Source organism: Streptomyces atroolivaceus (assembly GCF_000717025.1).
GTDB lineage: Bacteria > Actinomycetota > Actinomycetes > Streptomycetales > Streptomycetaceae > Streptomyces > Streptomyces atroolivaceus.
On record NZ_JNXG01000020.1, the window covers coordinates 57965 to 82079 of the forward strand.

Genomic DNA, 24115 nt, shown 5'->3' on the forward strand with positions numbered 1-24115 from the left:
GCATCTGGTGATCCCCCTGGGACTTCGTCACTGACTTCGTTACTGCACTGAGGGCTTGGGGTGCGAGGCACGGACCTGCGGGCCACGGCACGCACCCCCGGAGCGGCGGCTCGGACCCGAGTGCGGCCCCTACTATGCCGGTGCCGATGGGGACGGTGCGCGGCAGGGCCACGGTTCCGCGTGCGCAAGGATCTTCCGATTACCCGTGATCTCCGGCGTTCCGCGTCGTTGGTACGTACGGGGGAGCCCCGGACAGCGTTCATCGGCGCGGTCCGCCCCCAGCGGGCCGTACCGACGCGCGACGCGACTGTTACAGCAGGAGGACCGAGAAGCCGTGGCCGTGACCGAACCAGCTCCGGTGGCACTTTCCCCTGCCCACGACGGGATCTTGCGGCGTCAGGCGCTCCGTGAATCGGCGGCCCGCACCTACGCGCGGTCCCTGCCGATCGTGCCGGTGCGCGCGCGGGGCATGACCATCGAGGGCGCGGACGGCCGGCGCTACCTGGACTGTCTGTCGGGGGCGGGCACACTCGCCCTCGGCCACAACCACCCCGTGGTGCTGGAGGCGATCAGAAAGGTCATCGACTCCGGCGCACCGCTGCACGTGCTCGATCTCGCCACTCCGGTCAAGGACGCCTTCACGACCGAGCTGTTCGCCACTCTTCCCCGGGAGCTGGCCGAGAACGCCCGGATCCAGTTCTGCGGTCCGGCGGGCACCGACGCCGTCGAGGCGGCGTTCAAGCTGGTCCGGGCGGCGAGCGGACGCAGCGGACTCCTCGCCTTCACCGGCGCGTACCACGGGATGACCGCAGGCGCCCTGGCCGCTTCGGGCGGCGCCCCGGACGTACAGGTGACGAGGCTGCCCTTCCCGCACGACTATCGCTGCCCCTTCGGAGCCGGCGGGGAACGGGGCGCGGACATCGCCGCGCACTGGACGCGATACCTCCTGGACGACCCCAAAGGCGGTGTGCCGGCGCCGGCCGCGATGATCCTGGAGCCGGTCCAGGGCGAGGGCGGGGTCAATCCCGCCCCGGACGGCTGGATGCGCCGGATGCGGGAGATCACCCAGGAGCGTTCCATCGCGCTGATCGCGGACGAGGTGCAGACCGGAGTCGGCAGGACCGGCGCCTTCTGGGCGGTCGAGCACAGCGGTATCGTGCCCGACGTGATGGTGCTCTCGAAAGCCATCGGCGGCTCGCTGCCCCTCGCGGTGATCGTCTACCGCGCCGAGCTCGACCTCTGGAGGCCGGGCGCCCACGCGGGCACGTTCCGGGGCAACCAGCTCGCCATGGCCGCCGGTGCCGCCACCCTCGCGTACGTGCGGGAGAACCGGCTCGCCGAACGCGCGGGGACGCTGGGCGCGCGCATGCTGGCAAGGCTCCGGGCGCTGGGCGCGGACCATCCGAGCATCGGTGACGTCCGGGGCCGTGGACTGATGATCGGAATCGAGCTCGTCGACCCCGAGGCCGAGCCGCCCACCGTCACCACCGAGAACGGCGACGCCCCACCACCCGATCCCGCCCTCGCCGCAGCGGTGCAGCAGGAATGCCTGCGCCGCGGCCTCATCGTCGAACTCGGCGGACGCGACAACGCCGTGGTCCGACTGCTCCCTCCCCTCACTCTCACCGACGAACAGGCGACGGCGGTCGTCGACCGCCTCGCCGACGCGCTGAGAGCGGCCGAGCGCTCTCCGTACCGCCGGGCCTCTGCCGGGCCGACCCGCTGATCCCGGACCCCTCACAAGGAAGACCGCCGTGAACCCCACCCCTGCGCCCGAGGCCGACGGCCCCTTCACCAGCCAGCAGCGAGGACATGACCTGCCGGAGGGCCCTCTCGCCGTCGAGTCGACGACCGTGCCACGCCAGAAGGCCGGTCCGCACGGAGCCCCGCGGGCCGGGGCGGGCACCCCCACGGGCGCCCTCCCCGGCCGTTCCTGCCTCACGGACCAGGACCTGCTCGATCACCCTGATCCCCTCCGGGCCGCGGACTCGGCCGGAACGGAGAATCTGCTGCGCTGCTGGGCCAGGGAGAACGATCTTCCCCGGCCGCAGGGAAACACGCTGCGCATTCCGCTCCCCGCCAGCGGCCTCGCCCTGATCGTCCCCGTCGTCCACTGGTCCGCGACGGGCTGGCACCGCTTCGGGACGCCGGCGCTGGAGAACGCGCCCGCCGGCGCCCCGGGCGTCGACGCCGTCACGGTGGCCGCGCTGCTGAGCCGTGAGAGCGAGCGGAGCGCCGGAGTCGATCTGGTGGCCAGGGTGGCCGACTCCGTACGGCACACGGCTGCCTTCATCGCCGACCGGCGCCGCACACCCGCGGCGCCGTCCGAAGCCGATCTCTTCCTCACCGGCGAGCAGTCCCTCGTCCTCGGCCACCCGCTGCACCCCACGCCCAAGAGCCGCGAAGGTCTCTCCGAGTCCGAAACGCCGCTCTACTCACCTGAGCTGCGCGGATCCTTTCCCCTTCACTGGATGGCGGTCGACCGTTCCGTGCTGGCCACGGACTCGTCATGGACGAAGGCCGGCAGGCCGGTCCCGGCGGAGGCGCTCCTCGCGCCCCACGCCGAAGGGCTGAGCCTCCCCGAAGGGACCGCGGCGCTCCCGCTCCACCCCTGGCAGGCCGCAGAGGTCCTGCGCCGCCCCGAGGTCGTCGCCCTGTGCGAGAAGGGGCTCCTGCACGACCTCGGTCCTCACGGTGAACGCTGGCACCCCACCTCCTCCGTCCGCACCGTGCACCGCCCCGGTTCCGACCTCATGCTGAAACTGTCCCTGGGCGTACGCATCACCAACTCCCGCCGGGAGAACCTCCGCAAGGAACTCCACCGCGGCGCCGAGGTACACCGGCTGCTGCGCACCGGCCTGGCCGACCGGTGGCGGGAGGCACACCCGGGCTTCGACATCGTCCGGGACCCCGCCTGGCTGGCCGTGGACCACCCGGACGGCAACCCCGTCCCCGGCCTCGACGTGATGCTCCGCCACAACCCCTTCGGCCCGGCCGACGACGCGGTGTGCATCGCCGGACTCACCGCCCCCCGGCCGTGGCCCGGCCGCCCCGGCACGCACTCGCGCCTCGCCGACACCGTCTCCTCGCTGGCCGCCCGCACGGGCAGGACGACCGGGGCGGTGTGCGCCGAGTGGTTCCTGCGCTACCTCGACCGCGTCGTCCTGCCCGTCCTCTGGCTCGACGCACACGCGGGCGTCGCCCTGGAGGCACACCAGCAGAACACGCTCGTCCTTCTCGACGCGGACGGCTGGCCCGTCGGCGGAAGGTACCGGGACAACCAGGGCTACTACTTCCGCGAGTCCCACCGGTCCGCACTCGAGCGCCGGCTCCCGGGCATCGGAGCCGTCAGCGACACCTTCGTGTCCGACGCGGTCACCGACGAACGGCTCGCCTACTACCTCGGCATCAACAACGTGTTCGGACTGATCGGGGCCTTCGGAGCCCAGCGGCTGGCCGACGAACGACTGCTCCTCGCCGCGTTCCGCCGCTTCCTCGAAGGCGCCGTCGACCTCGGCTCCCCCCTGCCGGCCTACCTTCTGGAGACCGGCCAGCTCCGCTGCAAGGCCAATCTGCTGACCCGGATGCACGGCCTAGACGAACTCGTCGGGCCGGTGGACACCCAGTCCGTGTACGTCGCCATCGCCAACCCGCTCCGCAGCGACAAGGCATGACCGCCTGAACCCACGAGAGGAGAGCGTCACGGTGCATCAAGCCGATGCCCACACCGAGACCGGTACCGTCCCGCCCGACGTCACCGGAACCGAGGACACCCTGGAGCTGCGGCTCACCGAGGAGCTCCTCGCCCTGCTCGGTGACTCCCCTGCGGCCGTCGCCGCAGGGGCCGGCGCCTCCGCTCTGGTGGGCGATCCCGGCGCGTGGAGCCCGGTCCCGACCCCCGCCGGGCCGTTCCGGCTCGTGGCGGTGGAACCCGAGCGTGACCTGCCGGTCATCAGCCGCTGGATGAACGACCCCGCGGTCGCCGCCTTCTGGGAGCTCGCCGGACCTGAGGCGGTGACCGCCGCCCATCTCCGTCGGCAGCTCGGGGGTGACGGCCGCAGCGTCCCCTGCCTCGGCGTCCTGGGCGGCACACCCATGAGTTACTGGGAGATCTACCGTGCGGACCTGGACCCACTGGCCCGCCACTACCCGGCGCGGCCCCACGACATGGGTGTCCACCTCCTCATCGGTGCGGTGGGCGACCGCGGACGGGGAGTCGGCAGCATCCTCCTGCGGGCCGTCTCCGACCTCGTGCTCGGCAACCGCCCGCTCTGCGGACGCGTCGTCGCGGAGCCGGACCTGCGCAACACCCCGTCCGTCTCCGCCTTCCTGAGCGCCGGCTTCCGTTTCTGCGCGGAAGTGGACCTTCCCGACAAGCGGGCCGCACTGATGGTCCGTGACCGAGCCCACCGTGAACACCTGTGAGCAACTCGCCGCACCGCACAGCCTGCTCGAACCCCATCGGTCCCACCCGGAGGAGTCCCCGTGCCGACATACCCTGCGAGCCGTCACCCGGCGGAGCCTCATACGCCGCTCGATTCCCCGGAACTCAACCGGGCCGTCTGGGACCGGGCAGGGGCGAGGCTCCTCGCCAAGATGCTCGGTGAGTTCGCCTACGAAGAGATCATCGAGCCCGTACCACGGACGGACGGCGGCGTGGGGCAGGCCGACGGTTACTCCCTGGCGCTCGACGACGGTGCGATCCTGAGCTTCCAGGCCCGACGCGGTGTCTACGGCAGCTGGCGCGTCGACCCCGCGACGATCCGCGAGAGCGCCACCGGGGGCCCCGGGGACGGAAGCACCGATGGGGCACCCTTCCGGGATCCGCTGCGATTCCTCGCCCGCGGCCGCCGTCTCCTCGGTCTCGACGGCGCCACGCTCGGCCACCTCATCCGTGAGCTCACCGCCACGCTCACCGCCGACGCCCGCCTCGACCACACCGCGCTCCGCGCGGCGCAGCTCGCCGAACTCCCTTACGCCGAACTCGAAGGCCACCAGACCGGCCACCCCTGGCTCGTGGCCAACAAGGGCCGTCTCGGGTTCTCCGCCGCCGATGCGGCCCGCTTCACACCGGAAGCCCGGTCGGCCACCGTACTGCCCTGGATCGCCGTCAGCACCCGCATAGCGGGCTACCGGGGAGTGGGCCGTGTCGCCGCCCCGGGAGACCTCTACGCCCAGGAACTGGACCGCCGCGTCCGGGACTCCTTCGCCGAGATCCTGCGCGGACGGGATCTGGACCCGCAGGACTACCTCTTCCTCCCCGTGCATCCGTGGCAGTGGGACGAATGGATCGTCCCGCTCTTCGCCCCGGCGATCGCCGACGGGGACATCGTGCCCCTGCACACGGACGACGACCTCCGGCTGCCGCAGCAGTCCATCCGCACCTTCACCAACGTGGCGCGCCCCGACCGGCACACGGTCAAGCTGCCCCTGTCGATCCTCAACACCCTGGTCTGGCGGGGACTTCCGACCGAACGCACACTCGCCGCCCCGGCCGTCACGGCATGGGTCCAGGGGCTGTGCGACGGCGATCCCTTCCTCCGTGACACCTGCGGCGTCATTCTGCTCGGAGAGGTCGCTTCGGTGGCTGTCGAGCATCCGCTCTACGATCACCTCCCCGAGTCTCCGTACCAGTTCAAGGAGATCCTCGGAGCGATCTGGCGGGAGCCCCTCCAGCCGCGCCTCGCACCCGGCGAACGCGCCCGCACGCTGGCCGCACTGCTGCACACGGATCCCGACGGACGTTCCTTCACCGCCGAGCTCGTGGCCCGGTCGGGACTGACCCCGGCCGCCTGGCTGACCCGGTTGTTCTCCGCGCTGCTGCCCCCGCTGCTGCACTTCCTGTACCGCTACGGCACGGTCTTCTCCCCGCACGGCGAGAACGCCATCGTCGTCTTCGACGAGAACGACGTACCGGTACGCCTCGCGATCAAGGACTTCGTCGACGACGTCAACGTCAGTGGCCGGCGCCTGCCCGAGCACGACACGATGCCCGCGGACGTCCGCGCGATCCTGCTCACGGAGGATCCCTCGTTCCTCACCCAGTTCATCCACTCCGGGCTCTTCGTGGGGGTCTTCCGCTATCTGTCACCTCTCTGCGAGGAACAACTGGACGTACCGGAGGGTGATTTCTGGTCACTCGTCCGTGCCGAGATCCTGAGGCACCATGCGCGCTTTCCCGACCTCAAGGAGCGGTACGAGATCTTCGACATGCTGACGCCGACGATCGAGCGCCTGTGTCTCAACCGCAACCGTCTGCACCTGGACGGTTACCGGGACCGGCCGCAGCGCCCGCATGCGGCTGTCCACGGAACCGTCCCCAACCCCCTCCACCCCTCCGCGTGAGTCCGGGACCGATCGATGTTGTCAGTGCGGCGCCGTAGGGTGGACGGGCTATGACGAAGCCATCTCTCCCCGAGCTCCTCCACGCCGCCGTCGCCGCTGTCGGCGGTACGGAACGACCCGGCCAGGTCTCCATGGCCGAGGCCGTCGCCGAGGCCGTCGACGACAACGCCCACCTGCTCGTCCAGGCCGGTACCGGCACGGGCAAGTCCCTCGGCTACCTGGTGCCGGCACTGGCCCACGGTGAGCGGGTCGTGGTGGCGACGGCGACGCTGGCCCTCCAGCGCCAGCTGGTGGAGCGGGACCTTCCGCGTACGGTCGACGCGCTGCACCCCCTGCTGCGCCGCCGGCCGCAGTTCGCGATGCTCAAGGGCCGTTCGAACTACCTCTGTCTGCACCGGCTCCACGAAGGTGCGCCGCAGGACGAGGAGGAGGGGCTCTTCGACCAGTTCGAGGCGGCGGCGCCGTCGAGCAAGCTGGGCCAGGACCTGCTGCGTCTGCGGGACTGGTCGGACGAGACGGAGACCGGCGACCGGGACGACCTGACGCCGGGTGTCTCGGACCGGGCATGGTCCCAGATCTCCGTCTCGTCGCGTGAGTGCCTCGGCGCCACGAAGTGCGCGTACGGCGCCGAGTGCTTCGCGGAGGCCGCCCGCGAGCGGGCCAAGCTCGCCGATGTCGTCGTCACCAACCACGCCCTGCTCGCGATCGACGCGATCGAAGGCGCCCCGGTGCTCCCCAAGCACGAGGTGCTCATCGTCGACGAGGCCCACGAGCTGGTCTCCCGGGTCACCGGAGTGGCTACCGGCGAGCTCACCCCCGGCCAGGTGAACCGCGCGGTGCGCAGAGCGGCGAAGCTCGTCAACGAGAAGGCGGCCGACGCTCTGCTGACCGCGTCGGAGGGGTTCGAGCGGGTCATGGAGCTGGCGCTCCCGGGCCGCCTGGAAGAGGTGCCGGAAGACCTCGGCTACGCGTTGATGGCTCTGCGTGACGCGGCGCGTACGGTGATCTCCGCCCTCGGAGGCACACGGGACAAGTCCGTCCAGGACGAGGACGCGGTGCGCAAGCAGGCCATGGCGTCCGTCGAGTCGTTCCACAGTGTGGCGGAGCGCATCACACGGGGCTCGGAGTACGACGTCGTCTGGTACGAGCGCCATGACCGTTTCGGGGCATCGGTCCGGGTGGCCCCGCTGTCCGTGTCCGGTCTGCTGCGCGAGAAGCTGTTCGCCGACCGCTCTGTCGTGCTGACCTCGGCCACGCTCAAGCTCGGCGGTGATTTCAACGGGGTGGGGGCCTCGTTGGGACTCGCTCCCGAGGGCACGGCGGGCGACGACATCCCGCAGTGGAGGGGCCTCGACGTGGGCTCGCCGTTCGACTACCCGAGGCAGGGCATCCTGTACGTCGCCCGGCACCTGGCCACGCCCGGACGGGAAGGTTCCCGCACCGACATGCTCGACGAGCTCTCCGAGCTGGTGGAGGCCGCGGGCGGGCGCACCCTGGGCCTGTTCTCCTCCATGCGGGCGGCCCAGGCAGCAGCCGAGGACCTGCGTGGCCGCCAGGACAAGCCGGTCCTGCTGCAGGGCGAGGAGACACTCGGCGAGCTCATCAAGAACTTCGCGGCGGACCCCGAGACCTGTCTGTTCGGGACGCTGTCCCTCTGGCAGGGCGTCGATGTCCCCGGCCCGAGCTGTCAGCTCGTGGTCATGGACCGGATTCCCTTTCCGCGGCCGGACGACCCGTTGATGAGCGCGCGCCAGAAGGCGGTCGAGGAAGCCGGCGGCAACGGGTTCATGGCGGTGGCGGCGACCCATGCGGCACTGCTGATGGCACAGGGAGCCGGCAGGCTCGTCCGGGCCATGGGGGACAAGGGAGTGGTCGCCGTGCTCGACCCCCGGCTGGCCAACGCGCGGTACGGGAGCTACCTCCGCGCTTCGCTGCCGGACTTCTGGTACACGACGGACCGTAATCAAGCGCGACGCTCGCTCGCGGCCATCGACGCGGCCGCCAAGGCCGCGCAGTAACGGCGGGCGGGGCCCCGGGCCCGCCGCTCCGTCGTAGCGCCTGCCCGGCCCTACGGAGGGGCGGGCGTACGCGTCAGGACGGCGTCAGGGCGGCATGCGTCAGGACCCCGGGATCGGCGCAGGGATCCCGGGGCCCGGTCCGAACCGGCGGAGGTCACACCCGCCGCAGCACCGCCACGACCTTGCCCAGGATCGTCGCCTCGTCACCGGGAATCGGCTGGTAGGCGGAGTTGTGCGGGAGGAGCCATACGTGGCCGTCCTCGCGCTTGAAGCGCTTGACCGTCGCCTCGCCGTCCAGCATGGCTGCCACGATGTCGCCGTTCTCCGCGACGGGCTGGCGCCGGACCGTGACCCAGTCCCCGTCCATGATCGCTGCCTCGATCATCGAGTCCCCCACGACCTTCAGCACGAAGAGCTCGCCGTCACCGACGAGCTGGCGGGGAAGGGGGAAGACGTCCTCGACGGACTCCTCGGCGAGGATCGGCCCACCGGCCGCGATCCGTCCCACCAGTGGCACGTACGAGGCCGCGGGCTTCCCGGTGGTGTCGGTCGGCTGGGTGCTGGGCTGGTCCGAGCCACGCACCTCGTATGCGCGCGGCCGGTGGGGGTCGCGGCGCAGGAAGCCCTTGCGCTCCAGAGCCATCAGCTGGTGGGCGACGGACGAGGTGCTGGACAGCCCCACCGCCTGGCCGATCTCGCGCATCGACGGGGGATAGCCCCGTCGCTGCACGGAATCCCGGATCACCTCGATCACGCGCCGCTGGCGGTCCGTGAGTCCCGAGCTGTCCGCCCGGATTCCTGGAGGCCGGCCGGGCAAGGAGCGTGCGGGTCGCGTGGGCTCCGGCCCCTCCGCGTTCATGACTGAGTCATTCATGGCATGCACCGGCTCAAGTCGGCCCTGGGAGCGGTGGTCCTGGGCGGTGATGGTGGCGCTGTCTGCGGTGGTGGTCACGTCGGCCCCTCTCGAATGGTCTCCCTGGTTAGGCAACGGTAGTAGCTTTCGAAAGGTTGCGCCAAACACACGTTCGAGTGAAAAACAAATAAAGGGCCGTCACCGGCTTACCGGGAGGTGTATGCGCCGATGCGGTGACCGGGATCCGGCGATGCTCCCCGGGGTCACGCTAACGCTCCGGCGCCCCCTTCCCGTGCGCGGGGTGCGTGTCCCCACGCGTGCCGCGACAGGTCGAGCGGAGGCGCGCCCACGGCGGTTCCCGGGTGGCCCTGCGGCCTCGGCCGCCATGCGTTTCCCGTACCCTCGTGCCGGGCCGTAGGCTGCCTCCCGGCCCATGGGCCTGCGCGACACGCGCGGGGGGCAGGGGTGGGGCAAAACCCTAGATGTAGTGGTTGCCTTGTCATCGCCGCCCATAAGTAGTGGTCCCCGGTCCGGCGGGGCGGAGTTCATCGCCTATGCTTGAGCCTGTCCCCAGGGGCCCTGAACAGGGCACCGAGGGCCATTCAGTCGTGCTGTGAAGGAGGGTTCGGAGACATGCACTGCCCCTTCTGCAGGCACCCCGACAGCCGGGTCGTGGACAGTCGCACGACGGACGACGGGACGTCGATCCGACGGCGCCGTCAGTGCCCCGACTGCTCCCGTCGCTTCACGACGGTGGAGACCTGCTCGCTGATGGTGGTCAAGCGCAGCGGCGTGACCGAGCCCTTCAGCCGCACCAAGGTCATCTCGGGAGTCCGCAAGGCGTGCCAGGGTCGCCCCGTCACCGAGGACGCTCTGGCGAAGCTCGGCCAGCGGGTCGAGGAGGCCGTGCGGGCCACGGGGAGTGCCGAACTGACGACACACGACGTGGGGCTGGCCATACTCGGCCCCTTGCAGGAACTCGACCTCGTCGCGTATCTGCGTTTCGCGTCGGTGTACCGGGCGTTCAACTCGCTCGAGGACTTCGAGGCGGCCATCGCGGAACTCCGCGAACAGCGGCCTCGCGCGGAGCAACGCGGGAGCGGCGAGACCCTTGAGGCCCCCGCCCCCGCCGCGGTCGCCGCTGATTGATCACCAGGCCGACCGACAGGGCGGCCGGGCCGGCGGCAGGCGGCACCAAGACCTGTTCCGAGACGCTGTGCGCGGCGTCCGGAGCATCAGACACACACTGTGCCCTGGGAAGAACTGGGCACTTCAGGGCGTTTTTGCCCACATATGGGAGGCGGCATGACAGAGACGGCGAGCGGCCCGGCACGGGGTTCCCGCACCAAGGGAGCCAAGTCGACTGCGACCAAGCAGGGCCTGCGCATCGAGCGCATCCACACGAACCCCGGCGTGCACCCGTACGACGAGGTCGCCTGGGAGCGCCGTGACGTCGTCATGACCAACTGGCGCGACGGCTCGATCAACTTCGAGCAGCGTGGCGTCGAGTTCCCCGACTTCTGGTCGGTGAACGCGGTCAACATCGTCACCAGCAAGTACTTCCGGGGCGCTGTCGGTACGCCGCAGCGTGAGACCGGTCTGCGACAGCTGATCGACCGGATCGTGAAGACGTACCGGAAGGCCGGCGAGGACTACAACTACTTCGCTTCCCCCGCCGACGCCGAGATCTTCGAGCACGAACTGGCGTACGCACTTCTGCACCAGATCTTCAGCTTCAACTCGCCGGTCTGGTTCAACGTCGGAACGCCCCAGCCGCAGCAGGTCTCGGCCTGCTTCATCCTGGCCGTCGACGACTCCATGGAGTCGATCCTCGACTGGTACAAGGAAGAGGGCATGATCTTCAAGGGCGGCTCCGGCGCCGGCCTGAACCTGTCCCGCATCCGCTCCTCCAAGGAACTGCTCTCCTCCGGCGGCAACGCCTCCGGCCCGGTCTCCTTCATGCGGGGTGCCGACGCCTCCGCAGGAACGATCAAGTCGGGCGGCGCCACCCGCCGCGCGGCCAAGATGGTCATCCTCGACGTCGACCACCCCGACATCGAGAACTTCATCGAGACCAAGGTGAAGGAGGAGGAGAAGATCCGCGCCCTGCGCGACGCGGGCTTCGACATGGACCTGGGCGGCGACGACATCACGTCCGTCCAGTACCAGAACGCCAACAACTCGGTCCGCGTGAACGACGAGTTCATGAAGGCCGTCGAGTCGGGCGGCAAGTTCGGCCTGCGTGCCCGCATGACCGGTGACGTCATCGAAGAGGTCGAGGCCAAGTCCCTCTTCCGCAAGATGGCGGAGGCCGCGTGGGCCTGTGCCGACCCCGGCATCCAGTACGACGACACCATCAACCACTGGCACACCTGCCCGGAGTCCGGCCGCATCAACGGCTCGAACCCCTGCAGCGAGTACATGCACCTGGACAACACCTCGTGCAACCTGGCCTCGCTGAACCTGATGAAGTTCCTCAAGGACGACGGCGAGGGCCACCAGTCCTTCCAGGCCGAGCGCTTCGCCAAGGTCGTCGAGCTGGTCATCACCGCGATGGACATCTCGATCTGCTTCGCGGACTTCCCGACCCAGAAGATCGGCGACAACACCCGCGCCTACCGCCAGCTGGGCATCGGCTACGCCAACCTCGGCGCCCTGCTGATGGCCACCGGGCACGCGTACGACAGCGACGGCGGCCGTGCGCTCGCCGGCGCCATCACCTCGCTGATGACCGGTACGTCCTACCGCCGCTCCGCAGAGCTCGCCGCGGTCGTCGGCCCGTACGACGGCTACGCCCGCAACGCGGAGCCGCACCAGCGCGTCATGAAGCAGCACTCGGACGCCAACGCAGTGGCCGTCCACGTCGACGACCTCGACTCGCCGGTCTGGGCCGCCGCCACGGAGGCCTGGCAGGACGTGCTGCGCCTCGGCGCGAAGAACGGCTTCCGTAACGCCCAGGCCTCGGTCATCGCACCGACCGGCACCATCGGTCTCGCGATGTCCTGCGACACCACCGGCCTCGAGCCCGACCTCGCACTGGTCAAGTTCAAGAAGCTCGTCGGCGGCGGCTCCATGCAGATCGTCAACGGCACGGTTCCGCAGGCCCTGCGCCGTCTCGGCTACCAGCCGGAGCAGATCGAGGCGATCGTCGCCCACATCGCCGAGAACGGCAATGTGATCGACGCCCCGGCGCTCAAGACCGAGCACTACGAGGTCTTCGACTGCGCCATGGGTGAGCGTTCCATCTCGGCCATGGGCCACGTCCGGATGATGGCGGCCATCCAGCCGTGGATCTCCGGTGCGCTGTCCAAGACGGTGAACCTGCCGGAGACGGCCACCGTCGAGGACGTCGAGGAGGTCTACTTCGAGGCGTGGAAGATGGGCGTCAAGGCGCTCGCGATCTACCGCGACAACTGCAAGGTCGGCCAGCCCCTCTCCACCAAGAAGTGGGAGGAGAAGAAGGACGAGGTGACCGCGAAGACCGAGGACACCATCCGTGCCGCGGTCGAGAAGGTCGTCGAGTACCGCCCGGTCCGCAAGCGCCTGCCCAAGGGCCGTCCCGGCATCACCACCTCCTTCACGGTGGGCGGCGCCGAGGGCTACATGACCGCCAACTCCTACCCGGACGACGGTCTCGGTGAGGTCTTCCTGAAGATGTCCAAGCAGGGCTCCACCCTCGCGGGCATGATGGACGCCTTCTCGATCGCGGTCTCGGTCGGTCTGCAGTACGGCGTGCCCCTGGAGACCTACGTCTCCAAGTTCACCAACATGCGCTTCGAGCCGGCCGGTATGACGGACGACCCGGACGTGCGGATGGCGCAGTCGATCGTCGACTACATCTTCCGCCGCCTGGCGCTCGACTTTCTGCCGTTCGAAACGCGTTCCGCGCTCGGCATCCACTCGGCCGAGGAGCGTCAGCGCCACCTGGACACCGGTTCGTACGAGCCCGCCTTCGGGGACGAAGAGCTCGATGCCGAGAGCCTGGCGCAGTCCGCTCCTGTGCAGACCCAGCCGCTGAAGGCGGTCGCCTCGCCCGAGGAGAGCGCTGCCGAGAAGCCGGCGCCCAAGACGGCGCACACCTCGGCCGAGCTGGTCGAGATGCAGCTCGGCATCAGCGCGGACGCGCCGCTGTGCTTCTCGTGCGGCACGAAGATGCAGCGCGCCGGGTCCTGCTACATCTGCGAGGGCTGCGGCTCGACCAGCGGCTGCAGCTGATACCGGGCGGAATCGCGTTGGACGCGAGATCCGACGTAACCCGCGCACGTAGCTGACCAGCAGCTCACGAAGGGGGCCGGCCGATGGCCGGTCCCCTTCGGCGTGCGCCGGCGCTGCCGGGGAACGGACGCTCTCTTCGGTCTTCGGCCTTCGGGTCTCGGGATCCGTCGTGCGCGCGGCGGTGGCGGGCCGGGTCGAGGGGCGCAGCAAGGAGGCGGCAAGATCGGCACCGTCGGCCAGCATGTCCCGCCGGTCTGCGCGTGAAGTGCGCGGATGTCCGTCCGGTCTCCGCGAGCCCAGCCGCCACGGGGTGCTCGACGGGTCACTGTCCGCAGTCGGCCAGAAACCGGCCATCACTTCCTAGGTGATCCGTCCGTCGAGGAAGGTGCTCACCGTGTCGTCCGCCCACTGAGAGGACGGTGGACTTCCTCGGCCACGAGGGCCGGCCGAGCCCCCGCCCGGCCCCTCGGAGAACCGTCGGGAGACACCGACGTCATCAGGACGATCTTTGTCGTGCGGCAGGGCCCCCGCCCTGCCGTTCACCGGTCCGAGCGGCTTCCCATCACCGTGGCGAACGAATCGGGATCGCCGTCGAATCCGCGGACGGTTCCCCGGAAGCCCCAGGCCCCCGAGGAGTCCCGGACGAACTCCGCGACCACCGCTGCGGTGGCGGCGGCCACCGTCGAGAAGTCGTCCTCCGCGAGATTCGTGTAGCCCTCCCGGATCTGCACGGCCGTGTGCTCTATCTGGCCGAAGGTCTTGTGGCCGTCGCGCTGCTGGATGGCCACGCCGACGACGACCCTGGCGTAGGCGTCGGACAGGCGGTCCAGTTCCAGTGTCATGACCTCGTCGAAACCGAAACCCTGCCCCGTCCTGCTGTCCCGGTTCAGCGTGATCGTTCCGTCGGGTGACCTGCTGTCGAAGTGCACGAGATAGGCGGGACTGCCGTAGGGTGCGTCAGTCCCGTACGTGGCCGCGATGATGTCCAGGTCGTTGGCGGGCTCCCCGGCGGTGCTGGGGTCCCACTTGACTCTCACTTCGACCTTCTCGATGTCCTTGTTGGGAGTGCTCATCGGACGTGCCTCCTCGCTGCTGGACCCACGGACCTCTTCCATCCCCAGATCATGTCCGTAACTGTCCGTGGATCCAACCGCGTTGGATCAGGACGGCGTATTCGGGCCAAACGCACTGCCGCACCGCGCGGTCCTGCGGGGCCGTACGGTAACGGCCCGCCCGGAGCGTGACCCGCGCCACGCCGGGCGCCGTACGATGGCGCGGTGCTGGTCAAGTGGATTCGCTGCACCGTGGTGGACCGCCGCGGTTTCGAGCGGGAGCAGCGGAAGTGGGCGGGGCTGCTCGATGAGCCGGGATTCCGCGGGCAGAGCGGCGGGTGGAGCCGAGGGCAGCCCGACGTCGCCCATGTCTTCGCGTTCTGGGAGAACAGGGTCTTCTACGACTCCTTCATGGCTCGCGGGCACGACCGGCCGGCCGCCGCCCAGTCGGGCACGTACAAGGACATGAAGGTCGGACTCTTCGACTACCGCTTCGACGTGAAGACCGGTTTTGAGCCGGATTTCGCCGACGCGGACGTGGTCAGGGTCGCGCACAGCCGGGTGTACGAGGATCGCGTCGAACACTTCGCCCTCATGCAGCGAAGGGTGTGGAACCCGGCCATGGCGGGTTCCCCTGGCATGCTGCGCGGGGTCTTCGCCGAAGCCCCGGGACACGAGTTCCTCGTGCTGTCGATGTGGCAGTCGAGCGCCGAACGCGGCAAGTACCGGCCCGAGGGCGTCGCCCGGCTGGCGGCGCGGGCCGAGACCGAGAGGGACGTCGAATCGCTGGCGGGGGACGTGGTGCAGCTCGAACCGTCGTGGACGGTCTGATCCACACCCCCCGTTTCCTCCGGATCCATACCCGCCGGCCGTTTCCTTGGTCACATACGCCCGATGGAGCCCGCACAATTGCTCGATCGCGCCGGACGGCATCTAGGGTCGGTACATGGCACGACCGCAGCGCATCGTTCTCGTCCGGCACGGTGAGTCCGAGGGCAATGCCGACGACACGGTCTACGAACGTGAGCCCGACCACGCGCTCAGGCTCACGGCGAAGGGCCTGCGTCAGGCTGAAGCCACGGGCTCCCGGCTCCGTGAGACGTTCGGTGACGAACGAGTCAGCGTCTACATCTCGCCCTACCGGCGCACCCACGAGACGTTCAGGGCGTTCGGCCTCGCACCGGAACGTGTGCGTGTCAGGGAGGAACCCCGACTGCGCGAGCAGGACTGGGGCAACTGGCAGGACCGTGACGACGTCAGGCTGCAGAAGGCCTACCGGGACGCGTACGGACACTTCTTCTACCGCTTCGCGCAGGGCGAGTCCGGGGCCGATGTGTACGACCGCGTCGACGCGTTCCTGGAGAGCCTCCACCGCAGTTTCGAGGCCCCCGACCATCCGCCGAACGTCCTGCTGGTGACTCATGGGCTGACCATGCGGCTCTTCTGCATGCGCTGGTTCCACTGGTCGGTCGCGGAGTTCGAGTCGCTGTCCAATCCTGGAAACGGCGAGTCCAGAACGCTGCTGCTCGGTGAGAACGGCCGTTATACGCTCGACCGGCCCTTCCAGCAGTGGCGGACCCCTGAGCCGTACGGCATCACCGGATAGAGTGGCAGAGCGATGACCGCTGACTCTGCTACCGACCGCTTCGAGCGTGCTCTGGCCAGCCTGCGTGGACTGTCCGTGGGAGATGCCCTCGGTTCCCAGTTCTTCGTCCCGGCCAACTACCCCCTGCTCAAGAACCGGGAGCTGCCGCCCGATGGCTGGCAGTGGACCGACGACACCGAGATGGCCTGCTCCGTACTCGCCGTCCTGGCCGCCCACGAGCGCGTCGACCAGGACGCGCTCGCCCGGTCCTTCGCCCGGCACCACGACTTCGACCGGGGCTACGGGCCCGCGGTGAACCGGCTGCTCAGACTGGTGAGGGAAGGCGGCGACTGGCGGGAGCTGGCATCCGCCCTCTTCAAGGGCCAGGGTTCATGGGGGAACGGTTCGGCGATGCGCATCGCCCCCCTGGGTGCCTGGTACGCGCACGACCCGGAACAAGCCACCCACCAGGCCGAGATCTCCTCGTACACCACCCATCAGCACCGTGAAGCCGTTGTGGGGGCCATGGCCGTCGCGGCGGCCGCCGCCCTCGTCGCCGCGCCGGGCGGGCTACCGACGCCGGAGGCACTGATCGACGGCGTCGTCGCCCTCGTCCCGCGCAGTGCGGTCGGCGCCGGGCTGCGCAGGGCGCGCGACATGCTGGACTACCGGGACGCGGGGACCGTCGCGGCAGTGCTCGGCAACGGTCGCCGTACGAGTGCGCACGACACGGTGCCGTTCGCCCTCTGGTCGGCCGCCCGGAGCCTCGGTGACTTCGAGCAGGCCTTCTGGGTGACAGCGCAGGCGGGCGGGGATGTGGACACCACCTGTGCCATCGTCGGCGGAATCGTCGCCGCGGAGCCGGCCGGTGCTCCTCCGGCCGACTGGCTGGCCCTGACGGAGGAGCTGCCCGACTGGGTGCCCCGCGTCCCGGCGCGCCCCTGACCGTCCGGCAGGCCGACTGGCCAGGTCCAGGTACCGACGCCTTCACTGTCACGGTCCTGCCACAGCGGAGGCCCCGACCGGTCGGACGGACCGGCCGGGACTTACTCTTTCGGCCACGCCGCCCTCATCGATCTTGGTGGGCGTGCGCCTAGAGACGCCGGGGCCGTCGTGCCGCGATGTGGCCGTGCGAGCGGACCTCGGTGGGGGAGGGGTCCCATGTCCGATCAGCCGTCCGATGCGTCCAGCCGTCCCGAGACGTCACCGGAGTCCGGCGACGCGGTGGAGTCCGCGTCAGGCAGCGCGCCCGAGCCGGGGAGCGGGGTGGCATCCGGCCGGTCCGGCCGCGCTGAGGCGCCGGCGAAGACGCCGGCACGGGCTTCCACCCGGTCGGTACCGCCTCAGAACGACGGCCCGGATGTGCCGAAGGTGCCCGCCTACCTCCAGAAGACGCCACGGCCGGACGTCTGGCTGCGCGGGGGGCAGCCGCCGCCCGGCGTGCTGTCCCGGCTTCGGCCTCCGCCCCCGCCCGCCATCGGGCCTGCGACACTCTGGTCGGCTTTCGCCACGGCCCTGCTCTCTGCGCTGCTGCTCGGCGACGGCGTCGGGCTCAACCTGCTGATCGTGGCCGTGCCCGCCGCGCTGGGAGCCTTCTTCGCCGCACGCTCGGCAGGGCGCAGACTGCGGCCCTGGACGGCCGTCTGGGCGGTGGGCGGCCTGGCGCTCCTGACGATCCCGGCGCTCCGGGAAGCGGGGTGGCCGGTCTTCCTCGCCGTCGTGTCGGCCCTCGCCCTGGGTTCGCTGGCCCTGCACGGAAGCCGCAGCTGGCCCGGTGTGCTGCTCGGTTCGCTGGGCTTGTTCCCTTCCGCGGCGGCCGGCGCGCGCTGGGGGTGGCACGGGGTGCGCGCCCGCGCCGACGATTCCCGGGGCCGGGTGCGCTCCGTCGCCCGCACCACTGCTGTGGCCGTCGTGCTGCTCGTCGTGTTCGGCGCGCTCTTCGCCTCCGCGGACGCGGCCTTCGCCGAACTGCTGGGCAGCCTCACCCCCGACGTGTCGGTCGGGGACAGTCCCTGGCGCGTCTTCCTCTTCGCGCTCGGCCTCCTCGGAGCCCTCGCCGCCGCGCACAGTGCTGCGGCGCCGGTGCGCTGGGACGGCATCACCGTCAGGCCCGGCAAACCCAGGAGCAGGGGGGAGTGGGCGCTTCCGCTGATCGTGCTCAACCTCCTCTTCGCGGCCTTCGTCGTGCTCCAGCTGGTCGTCCTTCTGGGCGGGTACGACAAGGTGCTGGAAGAGACCGGTCTGCTGCCCGCCGAGTACGCCCGGCAGGGCTTCTGGCAGCTTCTCTGGGCCACAGTGCTGACCCTGGTCGTCATCGCGCTCGCCCTGCGCTGGGCCCCGCGGGGCGGACCGGGCGACCGGACCCTGGTCCGGAGTGTTCTCGGTGCCCTGTGTGTACTCACGCTCGTCGTCGTGGCCTCCGCCCTGCGCCGCATGGACCTCTACGTGGACGCCTTCGGTCTGACACGGCTCCGCATCTCGGTGGCCGCTGTGGAGCTCTGGCTCGGCGTGGTGCTGGTCCTCATCCTCGCGGCCGGGATCTTCGGCGCCAGGCTGCTGCCGCGCGCGGTCGCCGTGAGCGCGGCCGCGGGTGTGCTCGTCTTCGGGCTGGTCTCGCCCGACGGCCTGATCGCCGAACAGAACGTCCAGCGGTACGGCAGCGACAGAGCGATCGACATCGACTATCTCAAGGGGCTGTCCGCAGACGCCGTACCGGCCCTGAACACGCTGCCCGAACCGTTGAGGTCCTGTGCACTGGAAAATTTCCAGCGTGACCTCGCCGCCGCGGACGCCCCGTGGTATTCCACCAGCTGGGGCGAGGCCAGGGCCCAGGACATCCTCGAGAAGAACGCCGTGCAGAACCACGGGACCGAGTGCTATGGCCTCGGCCAGGAGGCCGACGAGCGGGAGGGCTACGAGGAGGAGGACTCGTACGACCCGTACTGAGACCGGTACTGAGACCGAGACCGGTACCGAGACCCGTACTGAGACCCGTGCCGAGACCCGTGGCGGCCGTCGCTGAGCACCCCGGCCGACGCGACGGTCGGCCACCGCCGCCCCACGCCCGAGGGGAGTGCGCCCAGGGCAGCCGAACGCCCAGGTGTACCGGGGGAGTTCCGGGCCTACTCGCGCCGACGAGGCCGGGCGGCCGGCGTCTCCCTCCACGCCCTCCGTGTGCGGTCCGCCGCCGCCGGTCCGGGCTCCCGTGCGAAGCCGACCCGGGGCGCGGCGGGCGGGCCGGCTGGCGTCCGCGTCCGCGATGCGAGTTCACGGGAACGCCGGCGGAGGCGGTTCGGCGGAGGGGGCGCAGGCCCGATCGTGCTCGCGCGGTTGCCGCTCGGCGAAGGGAGCGGGGGTCCGGATCCGGCTCACGGGCCCCGGGCCGGTCTCACCCTTCGGCAGCCCTCGACGGCCCTCAACGGCCCTCAACGGCCCTCGACGTGCACCGGCCGAAGCCGCTCCGGACATGGTCGGACACGGGCCGTACCGCTGGACGGTGCCCCGGGGTGTTCTTGCCGTGCCCGTCGGCGTAACCTGGCAGGCGCCATGCCGTACGAACCACCCACGCACACCGTCGAGCGCTCACTGCGCGCTACGTCCGGTGCCAGGACCGTCGCCGGTGTCGACGAGGTCGGACGCGGAGCGTGGGCCGGCCCCGTCACCGTGTGCGCTGCCGTCACCGGTCTTCGCAGGCCCCCCGAGGGCCTGACCGACTCCAAGCTGATCAGCCCCAAGCGCCGGGCGGAACTCGCCCCGGTGCTCGAGAAGTGGGTCACGGCCTACGGGCTGGGCCATGCGTCGCCCCTGGAGATCGATGATCTCGGCATGACCGCGGCACTCCGTCTCGCGGCCGTCAGGGCGCTGGAGTCGCTGCCCGTGCGGCCGGACGCCGTGATCCTCGACGGCAAGCACGACTACCTCGGACCGCCCTGGAACGTCCGCACCGTGATCAAGGGTGACCAGTCGTGCATCGCCGTCGCGGCGGCCTCGGTGATCGCCAAGGTCCGCCGGGACACGATGATGGCCGAACTGGGGGCGGATACGGGGCAGTACACGGACTTCGCCTTCGGCGCGAACGCCGGTTATCCGTCACCGGTACACCGGGCAGCGCTGGAGGTGCGGGGGCCTACGCCTCACCACCGTCTCAGCTGGGCCTACCTCGACGCGCTGCCCCAGTGGCAGCACCTGAAGAAGGTCCGGTTCTCCGCCGAGGCGGCGGCGCTTGAAAGCGGGGGCCAGCTCGGCTTCGACTTCTGATCGCACACAGGCGTATCCACCCGCCGACGCGTGCCGCGTCGGCTGTGACAGACAACCATTCATGCCTCTCATCCCCGAGGAGCCTCAGATTCCCGAGAGCGCCCAGGGTCCCCGCGTCACTCCGGCCGCCGGCCGCACCGCGCCGACCCCCCGTCCCGTACCTGGCCCGCGTTCCGCGGCCACCCCGCGTCCCGGCAACCCCGGCCGCGGCCCCGCGCGCCCCGCGCCCCCGGCGCAGCGCGCGCGCCCCGTATCCGCCGCCCCCGCTGCTCCGGTCCCTGCCGGGCGGAAGCTGCCGGAAGATTCCGCAGCGCAGTTCCAGCTGATCCCGGCTCCGGCCGGCGGCGCGATCGATGCTGCCGACGAGGCGGTCGACCTGTTGCTCGACACCGGACGGGCGCCGGGAGACATCCTTGTGCTCACCACCGGCGAACCGCACCCGTGGGCCGCGCACGAACTCTCCTTCGGAGAGGCCGCGTACTGGGCCCAGCACGACGCGGGGGACGATGTCTTCTTCGCCCGCACGGCCGACGCCGACCGCTGCGCCTCCCGTTCGGTGGTCGTCGTCGCGGTCGACGGCGACCTCGACGACACGGCTGCCCGGGCGCTGTCCGGCGTGCGGGAGCGCGCCGGTGACCTGCTGATCGTGTGCGGAGACCCGCAGAAGATCAATTCCGCACTCGGCGCGGGTGTCTGAGACGTACGGCCGTGGGTCCCGGCCGTCCTCATGGACGGCCGGGACCCACATCCCGCTTCAGCGGGCCGCGCTCCGCCGCAGTGCTTCGGCTGCCCCGCCGCCGGTGCGCAGCGGAACGGAGTCGTGGTCGGAGGAGGTGTCCGCCAGGGCCGAAGGCCTGGACAGCAGCGTCGGCCTGCGGCCGCCCCGGCCCTCGCCGAGCACCTGCCATCCCCCACGGGTGAGGGTGATGTAGGCCCCGCATCTCAGACCGTGCAGAGTGCAGGCGTCCCGCAGTCCCCACATCCACGCCCCGTCCTCCTCCGTCCAGCGCTCGTCCCCGTCACGGCAGTAGAGCAGGACCGCGGTACGCACCGGGGTGCGGCGGCGGAGATCGTGCGGGATCACCCGGCGCAGATGTGCCAGCAGGGCGTTGCGGAACTCCCAGCCGTCCGCTGCCGCGGTGGACCGCCGGGTGAACGAGGCGCTGGCCGTGAGCCTTTCCTCATGGTCGAGGACGGCGACGACCGCGGTGGCCGGAGTCGGCCGGTGCCGCGAGTGGAGGCCGCTGACGACCTCCCGCGGACTGCGCAGCAGAGGTATCCCTGCCGCGGCCCACTCGGCAGGTTCGAGCATCCTGGCAACGTGGTTGACGGAGCCCGCTGATGCCGACAGTGAAGTGGCTGCGGACGGAGCGAATCCGAAGGTCACGGTCCTCCCTTCGCTACGCGCCCACGGTGCGGGCAGGGTCGAGTGGGGGCGCGCCGCGGCACAGCCCTTCCGGGCCCGCGAAAAGACCGTGCGGGGAGCGACTCCAATTCTTCCTGTCGTATCGGCAGGCGGCAACGAGCAATTGGCTTGGCTGACGGGTATCTGACGGAATGACTCCTATATCCCTGCCCGTTCGGCGACGAACGAAGCCATCTGTCAGGCCTGGACTGCGAGGACCAGCGGAAACACGGCTTCCGCTCCCGCACGCCGGAGCAGCCGCGCCGCCACGGCCAGGGTCCACCCGGTGTCGGAGAGATCATCCACGAGCAGGACGGGCCCTCCCGCGGCTGCGAGTGCCTCACCCAACGCGGGCTCCACGACGAGGGCGTCGTGCAGGGCCTTCACCCGCTGCGCGCTGTTGGTCTGTGAGATCCGCAGCTCCTCGCTGCCCGGAGCGTAGGTGACCGTACCCAGCAGGGGCATCCGGCCGACCTCGGAGATACGGCTGCCGAGGGAATGGACCAGCTGCGGTCTGCGGCGCGAGGCGACCGTGACGACACCGACCGGCCGGGGCGCCGCGTCCGGGGCCCCGGATGCCCAGCCGCCAGGGCCCTTCGCCCAGTCGGTGATGACCGTGACCACCGCGCTCGCCACGTCGTCGGGCACCGGGGCGTCCTGCGCCTGCGCCGCGAGCAGCGGACGCAGCCTGTTGCCCCAGCCGATGTCCGAGAGCCTGCCGAGCGCCCGGCCCGGAAGGGCCAGTTCGCCCGCCGGGATACGGCCCTTGAGATCGACCCCTACCGCGGCGAGCCCCGTGGGCCACATCTTGCGCGGCTCCACCTCCACGCCTGGCCTGCCGAGCTCGCCGCGCGCACCGTCGAGGGCAGCAGTGGAGACCTTGTCGTCGAATCGTGCGCCCGCGCAGTTGTCACAGCGCCCGCACGCCTCGGCCTCCTCGTCGTCCAGCTGGCGCCGGAGGAACTCCATGCGGCATCCGGTGGCGGAGACGTAGTCGCGCATGGCCTGCTGCTCGGTGGCCCGCTGCCGCGCGACCCAGGCGTAGCGCTCGGAGTCGTACACCCACGGTTCGCCGGTGGAGATCCAGCCGCCCTTCACCCGTTTCACCGCACCGTCGACGTCCAGCACCTTCAGCATGGTCTCGAGGCGGGTGCGCCGCAGATCGACCAGGGGTTCCATGGCGGGCAGCGACAAGGGGCGGCCGGCCTGGGCGAGGATGTCGAGCGTCCTGCGGACCTGCTCCTCCGGGGGGAAGGCGACCGAGGCGAAGTACTGCCAGATGGCTTCGTCCTCCTTGCCGGGGAGCAGCAGGACCTCGGCATGCTCGACTCCGCGTCCCGCCCGGCCGACCTGCTGGTAGTAGGCGATGGGCGAGGACGGGGATCCCACGTGCACGACAAAGCCGAGGTCGGGCTTGTCGAATCCCATGCCGAGCGCGGACGTGGCCACCAGGGCCTTGACCCGGTTGGCCAGAAGATCGTCCTCCGCCTGCTGCCGGTCGGCGTTCTCCGTCCGGCCGGTGTACGACGTGACCGGGTGCCCGCACTGGCGGAGATACGCGGTGATCTCCTCGGCGGCCGCGACCGTGAGCGTATAGATGATCCCCGAGCCCGGCAGCTCTCCGAGGTGGTCACCGAGCCATGCCAGACGGTGCGCCGCATTGGGCAGTTGCAGCACTCCGAGGCTGAGGCTCTCCCGGTCCAGAGGTCCCCGCAGCACCAAGGCGTCCGTGCCCGCCCCCGTACCGAGCTGTTCCGCGACGTCCGCGGTCACGCGGGCATTGGCGGTGGCCGTCGTGGCGAGCACGGGGACGCCCGCAGGAAGATCGGCGAGCATGGTCCGCAGCCGTCGGTAGTCCGGCCGGAAATCATGGCCCCAGTCGGAGATGCAGTGCGCCTCGTCGACCACCAGGAGGCCCGTCGCCGCGGCGAGGCGCGGCAGTACCTGGTCCCGGAAATCCGGGTTGTTGAGCCTCTCGGGACTGACCAGCAGCACATCGACCTCGCCCGCCGCCACCTCGGCCTGGACCGTCTCCCACTCCTCGGTGTTGGAGGAGTTGATCGTGCGGGCGCTGATACCGGCCCGGGCGGCAGCCGCCACCTGGTTGCGCATCAGGGCGAGCAGGGGCGAGACGATCACCGTGGGGCCGCTGCCCATCGAGCGCAGCAGCGACGTGGCCACGAAGTACACCGCGGACTTGCCCCACCCTGTCCGCTGGACGACCAGGGCTCTGCGCTTGTCGGCGACGAGGGCCTCGATGGCCCGCCACTGGTCCTCGCGCAGCCGGGCGGTGCCGGTGGCGTCCCCGACCAGACGGGCGAGTACGGAATCGGCCGAGGCCCTGAGCTCTGCGCGGTCTTCGTTGGTCATACCCCCATGCAACCC

At 70.6% G+C, this 24115-nt stretch carries 17 protein-coding genes; 13 read left to right on the plus strand and 4 right to left on the minus strand.

Annotated features, from left to right (window positions below):
* Window positions 1-334: 334 nt before the first annotated feature.
* The 5 genes from OO67_RS31380 to OO67_RS31400 are packed head-to-tail and all read left to right on the plus strand — an operon-like array spanning window position 335 to window position 8363.
* Window positions 335-1726 carry a diaminobutyrate--2-oxoglutarate transaminase family protein gene (locus OO67_RS31380; RefSeq protein WP_033305192.1) on the plus strand — a complete coding sequence of 464 codons (1392 nt, stop codon included), beginning with the start codon at window positions 335-337 and terminating at the stop codon, window positions 1724-1726.
* Between the two features lie 28 nt (window positions 1727-1754).
* A complete protein-coding gene (locus tag OO67_RS31385; RefSeq protein ID WP_033305193.1) occupies window positions 1755-3674 on the plus strand; it encodes an IucA/IucC family protein in 1920 nt (639 codons plus the stop codon).
* Window positions 3675-3705: 31 nt separating this feature from the next.
* A complete protein-coding gene (locus tag OO67_RS31390; protein ID WP_033305194.1) occupies window positions 3706-4425 on the plus strand; it encodes a GNAT family N-acetyltransferase in 720 nt (239 codons plus the stop codon).
* A gap of 60 nt (window positions 4426-4485) precedes the next feature.
* Entirely contained in the window at window positions 4486-6345 is a 1860-nt protein-coding gene (locus tag OO67_RS31395; RefSeq protein WP_033305195.1) for an IucA/IucC family protein, read from the plus strand.
* A gap of 50 nt (window positions 6346-6395) precedes the next feature.
* Window positions 6396-8363 carry an ATP-dependent DNA helicase gene (locus OO67_RS31400; protein WP_033305196.1) on the plus strand — a complete coding sequence of 656 codons (1968 nt, stop codon included), beginning with the start codon at window positions 6396-6398 and terminating at the stop codon, window positions 8361-8363.
* Between the two features lie 154 nt (window positions 8364-8517).
* Here the strand turns inward: OO67_RS31400 and lexA are convergent, their stop codons facing one another.
* Entirely contained in the window at window positions 8518-9315 is a 798-nt protein-coding gene (gene lexA / locus OO67_RS31405) for a transcriptional repressor LexA (RefSeq protein ID WP_033305197.1), read from the minus strand.
* A 534-nt stretch (window positions 9316-9849) separates the two neighbouring features.
* On the opposite strand from lexA, the gene nrdR reads away from it, so the two are divergent.
* Window positions 9850-10365 carry a transcriptional regulator NrdR gene (nrdR, locus tag OO67_RS31410; protein WP_033305198.1) on the plus strand — a complete coding sequence of 172 codons (516 nt, stop codon included), beginning with the start codon at window positions 9850-9852 and terminating at the stop codon, window positions 10363-10365.
* Between the two features lie 156 nt (window positions 10366-10521).
* Complete coding sequence (locus tag OO67_RS31415; RefSeq protein ID WP_033305248.1) at window positions 10522-13431, plus strand: vitamin B12-dependent ribonucleotide reductase; 2910 nt, start codon at window positions 10522-10524, stop codon at window positions 13429-13431.
* A 539-nt stretch (window positions 13432-13970) separates the two neighbouring features.
* On the opposite strand, the gene OO67_RS31420 is transcribed toward OO67_RS31415, so the two are convergent.
* Complete coding sequence (locus OO67_RS31420) at window positions 13971-14504, minus strand: TerD family protein (protein ID WP_033305199.1); 534 nt, start codon at window positions 14502-14504, stop codon at window positions 13971-13973.
* 204 nt (window positions 14505-14708) lie between these two features.
* On the opposite strand from OO67_RS31420, the gene OO67_RS31425 reads away from it, so the two are divergent.
* From OO67_RS31425 to OO67_RS31450, 6 genes are all read left to right on the plus strand, one after another.
* Window positions 14709-15314 carry a YdbC family protein gene (locus tag OO67_RS31425; RefSeq protein ID WP_033305200.1) on the plus strand — a complete coding sequence of 202 codons (606 nt, stop codon included), beginning with the start codon at window positions 14709-14711 and terminating at the stop codon, window positions 15312-15314.
* Window positions 15315-15429: 115 nt separating this feature from the next.
* Window positions 15430-16089 carry a histidine phosphatase family protein gene (locus tag OO67_RS31430; protein WP_033305201.1) on the plus strand — a complete coding sequence of 220 codons (660 nt, stop codon included), beginning with the start codon at window positions 15430-15432 and terminating at the stop codon, window positions 16087-16089.
* A 12-nt stretch (window positions 16090-16101) separates the two neighbouring features.
* Complete coding sequence (locus tag OO67_RS31435) at window positions 16102-17013, plus strand: ADP-ribosylglycohydrolase family protein (RefSeq protein WP_033305202.1); 912 nt, start codon at window positions 16102-16104, stop codon at window positions 17011-17013.
* Window positions 17014-17229: 216 nt separating this feature from the next.
* Complete coding sequence (locus OO67_RS31440; protein ID WP_033305203.1) at window positions 17230-19014, plus strand: DUF4153 domain-containing protein; 1785 nt, start codon at window positions 17230-17232, stop codon at window positions 19012-19014.
* Window positions 19015-19614: 600 nt separating this feature from the next.
* Window positions 19615-20325 carry a ribonuclease HII gene (locus OO67_RS31445; protein WP_033305204.1) on the plus strand — a complete coding sequence of 237 codons (711 nt, stop codon included), beginning with the start codon at window positions 19615-19617 and terminating at the stop codon, window positions 20323-20325.
* A 61-nt stretch (window positions 20326-20386) separates the two neighbouring features.
* A complete protein-coding gene (locus tag OO67_RS31450; protein ID WP_033305205.1) occupies window positions 20387-21022 on the plus strand; it encodes a flagellar biosynthesis protein FlhF in 636 nt (211 codons plus the stop codon).
* A 57-nt stretch (window positions 21023-21079) separates the two neighbouring features.
* On the opposite strand, the gene OO67_RS31455 is transcribed toward OO67_RS31450, so the two are convergent.
* Window positions 21080-21712: a hypothetical protein gene (locus tag OO67_RS31455; protein WP_033305206.1), complete on the minus strand. Its 633-nt coding sequence runs from the start codon at window positions 21710-21712 to the stop codon at window positions 21080-21082.
* Window positions 21713-21928: 216 nt separating this feature from the next.
* The gene (locus OO67_RS31460; RefSeq protein ID WP_033305207.1) at window positions 21929-24100 is read right to left on the minus strand and encodes a RecQ family ATP-dependent DNA helicase; all 2172 of its coding nucleotides are present in this window, start codon (window positions 24098-24100) and stop codon (window positions 21929-21931) included.
* Window positions 24101-24115 lie beyond the last annotated feature (15 nt).

What these genes read in the sequence shown, in the direction of transcription:
- OO67_RS31400 (WP_033305196.1), top strand. Translation starts at nt 6,396, where the DNA reads ATGACGAAGCCATCTCTCCCCGAGCTCCTCCACGCCGCCGTCGCCGCT.
- nrdR (WP_033305198.1), top strand. Translation starts at nt 9,850, where the DNA reads ATGCACTGCCCCTTCTGCAGGCACCCCGACAGCCGGGTCGTGGACAGT.
- OO67_RS31415 (WP_033305248.1), top strand. Translation starts at nt 10,522, where the DNA reads ATGACAGAGACGGCGAGCGGCCCGGCACGGGGTTCCCGCACCAAGGGA.
- OO67_RS31420 (WP_033305199.1), bottom strand. Translation starts at nt 14,504, where the DNA reads ATGAGCACTCCCAACAAGGACATCGAGAAGGTCGAAGTGAGAGTCAAG.
- OO67_RS31430 (WP_033305201.1), top strand. Translation starts at nt 15,430, where the DNA reads ATGGCACGACCGCAGCGCATCGTTCTCGTCCGGCACGGTGAGTCCGAG.
- OO67_RS31435 (WP_033305202.1), top strand. Translation starts at nt 16,102, where the DNA reads ATGACCGCTGACTCTGCTACCGACCGCTTCGAGCGTGCTCTGGCCAGC.
- OO67_RS31440 (WP_033305203.1), top strand. Translation starts at nt 17,230, where the DNA reads ATGTCCGATCAGCCGTCCGATGCGTCCAGCCGTCCCGAGACGTCACCG.
- OO67_RS31445 (WP_033305204.1), top strand. Translation starts at nt 19,615, where the DNA reads ATGCCGTACGAACCACCCACGCACACCGTCGAGCGCTCACTGCGCGCT.
- OO67_RS31450 (WP_033305205.1), top strand. Translation starts at nt 20,387, where the DNA reads ATGCCTCTCATCCCCGAGGAGCCTCAGATTCCCGAGAGCGCCCAGGGT.
- OO67_RS31460 (WP_033305207.1), bottom strand. Translation starts at nt 24,100, where the DNA reads ATGACCAACGAAGACCGCGCAGAGCTCAGGGCCTCGGCCGATTCCGTA.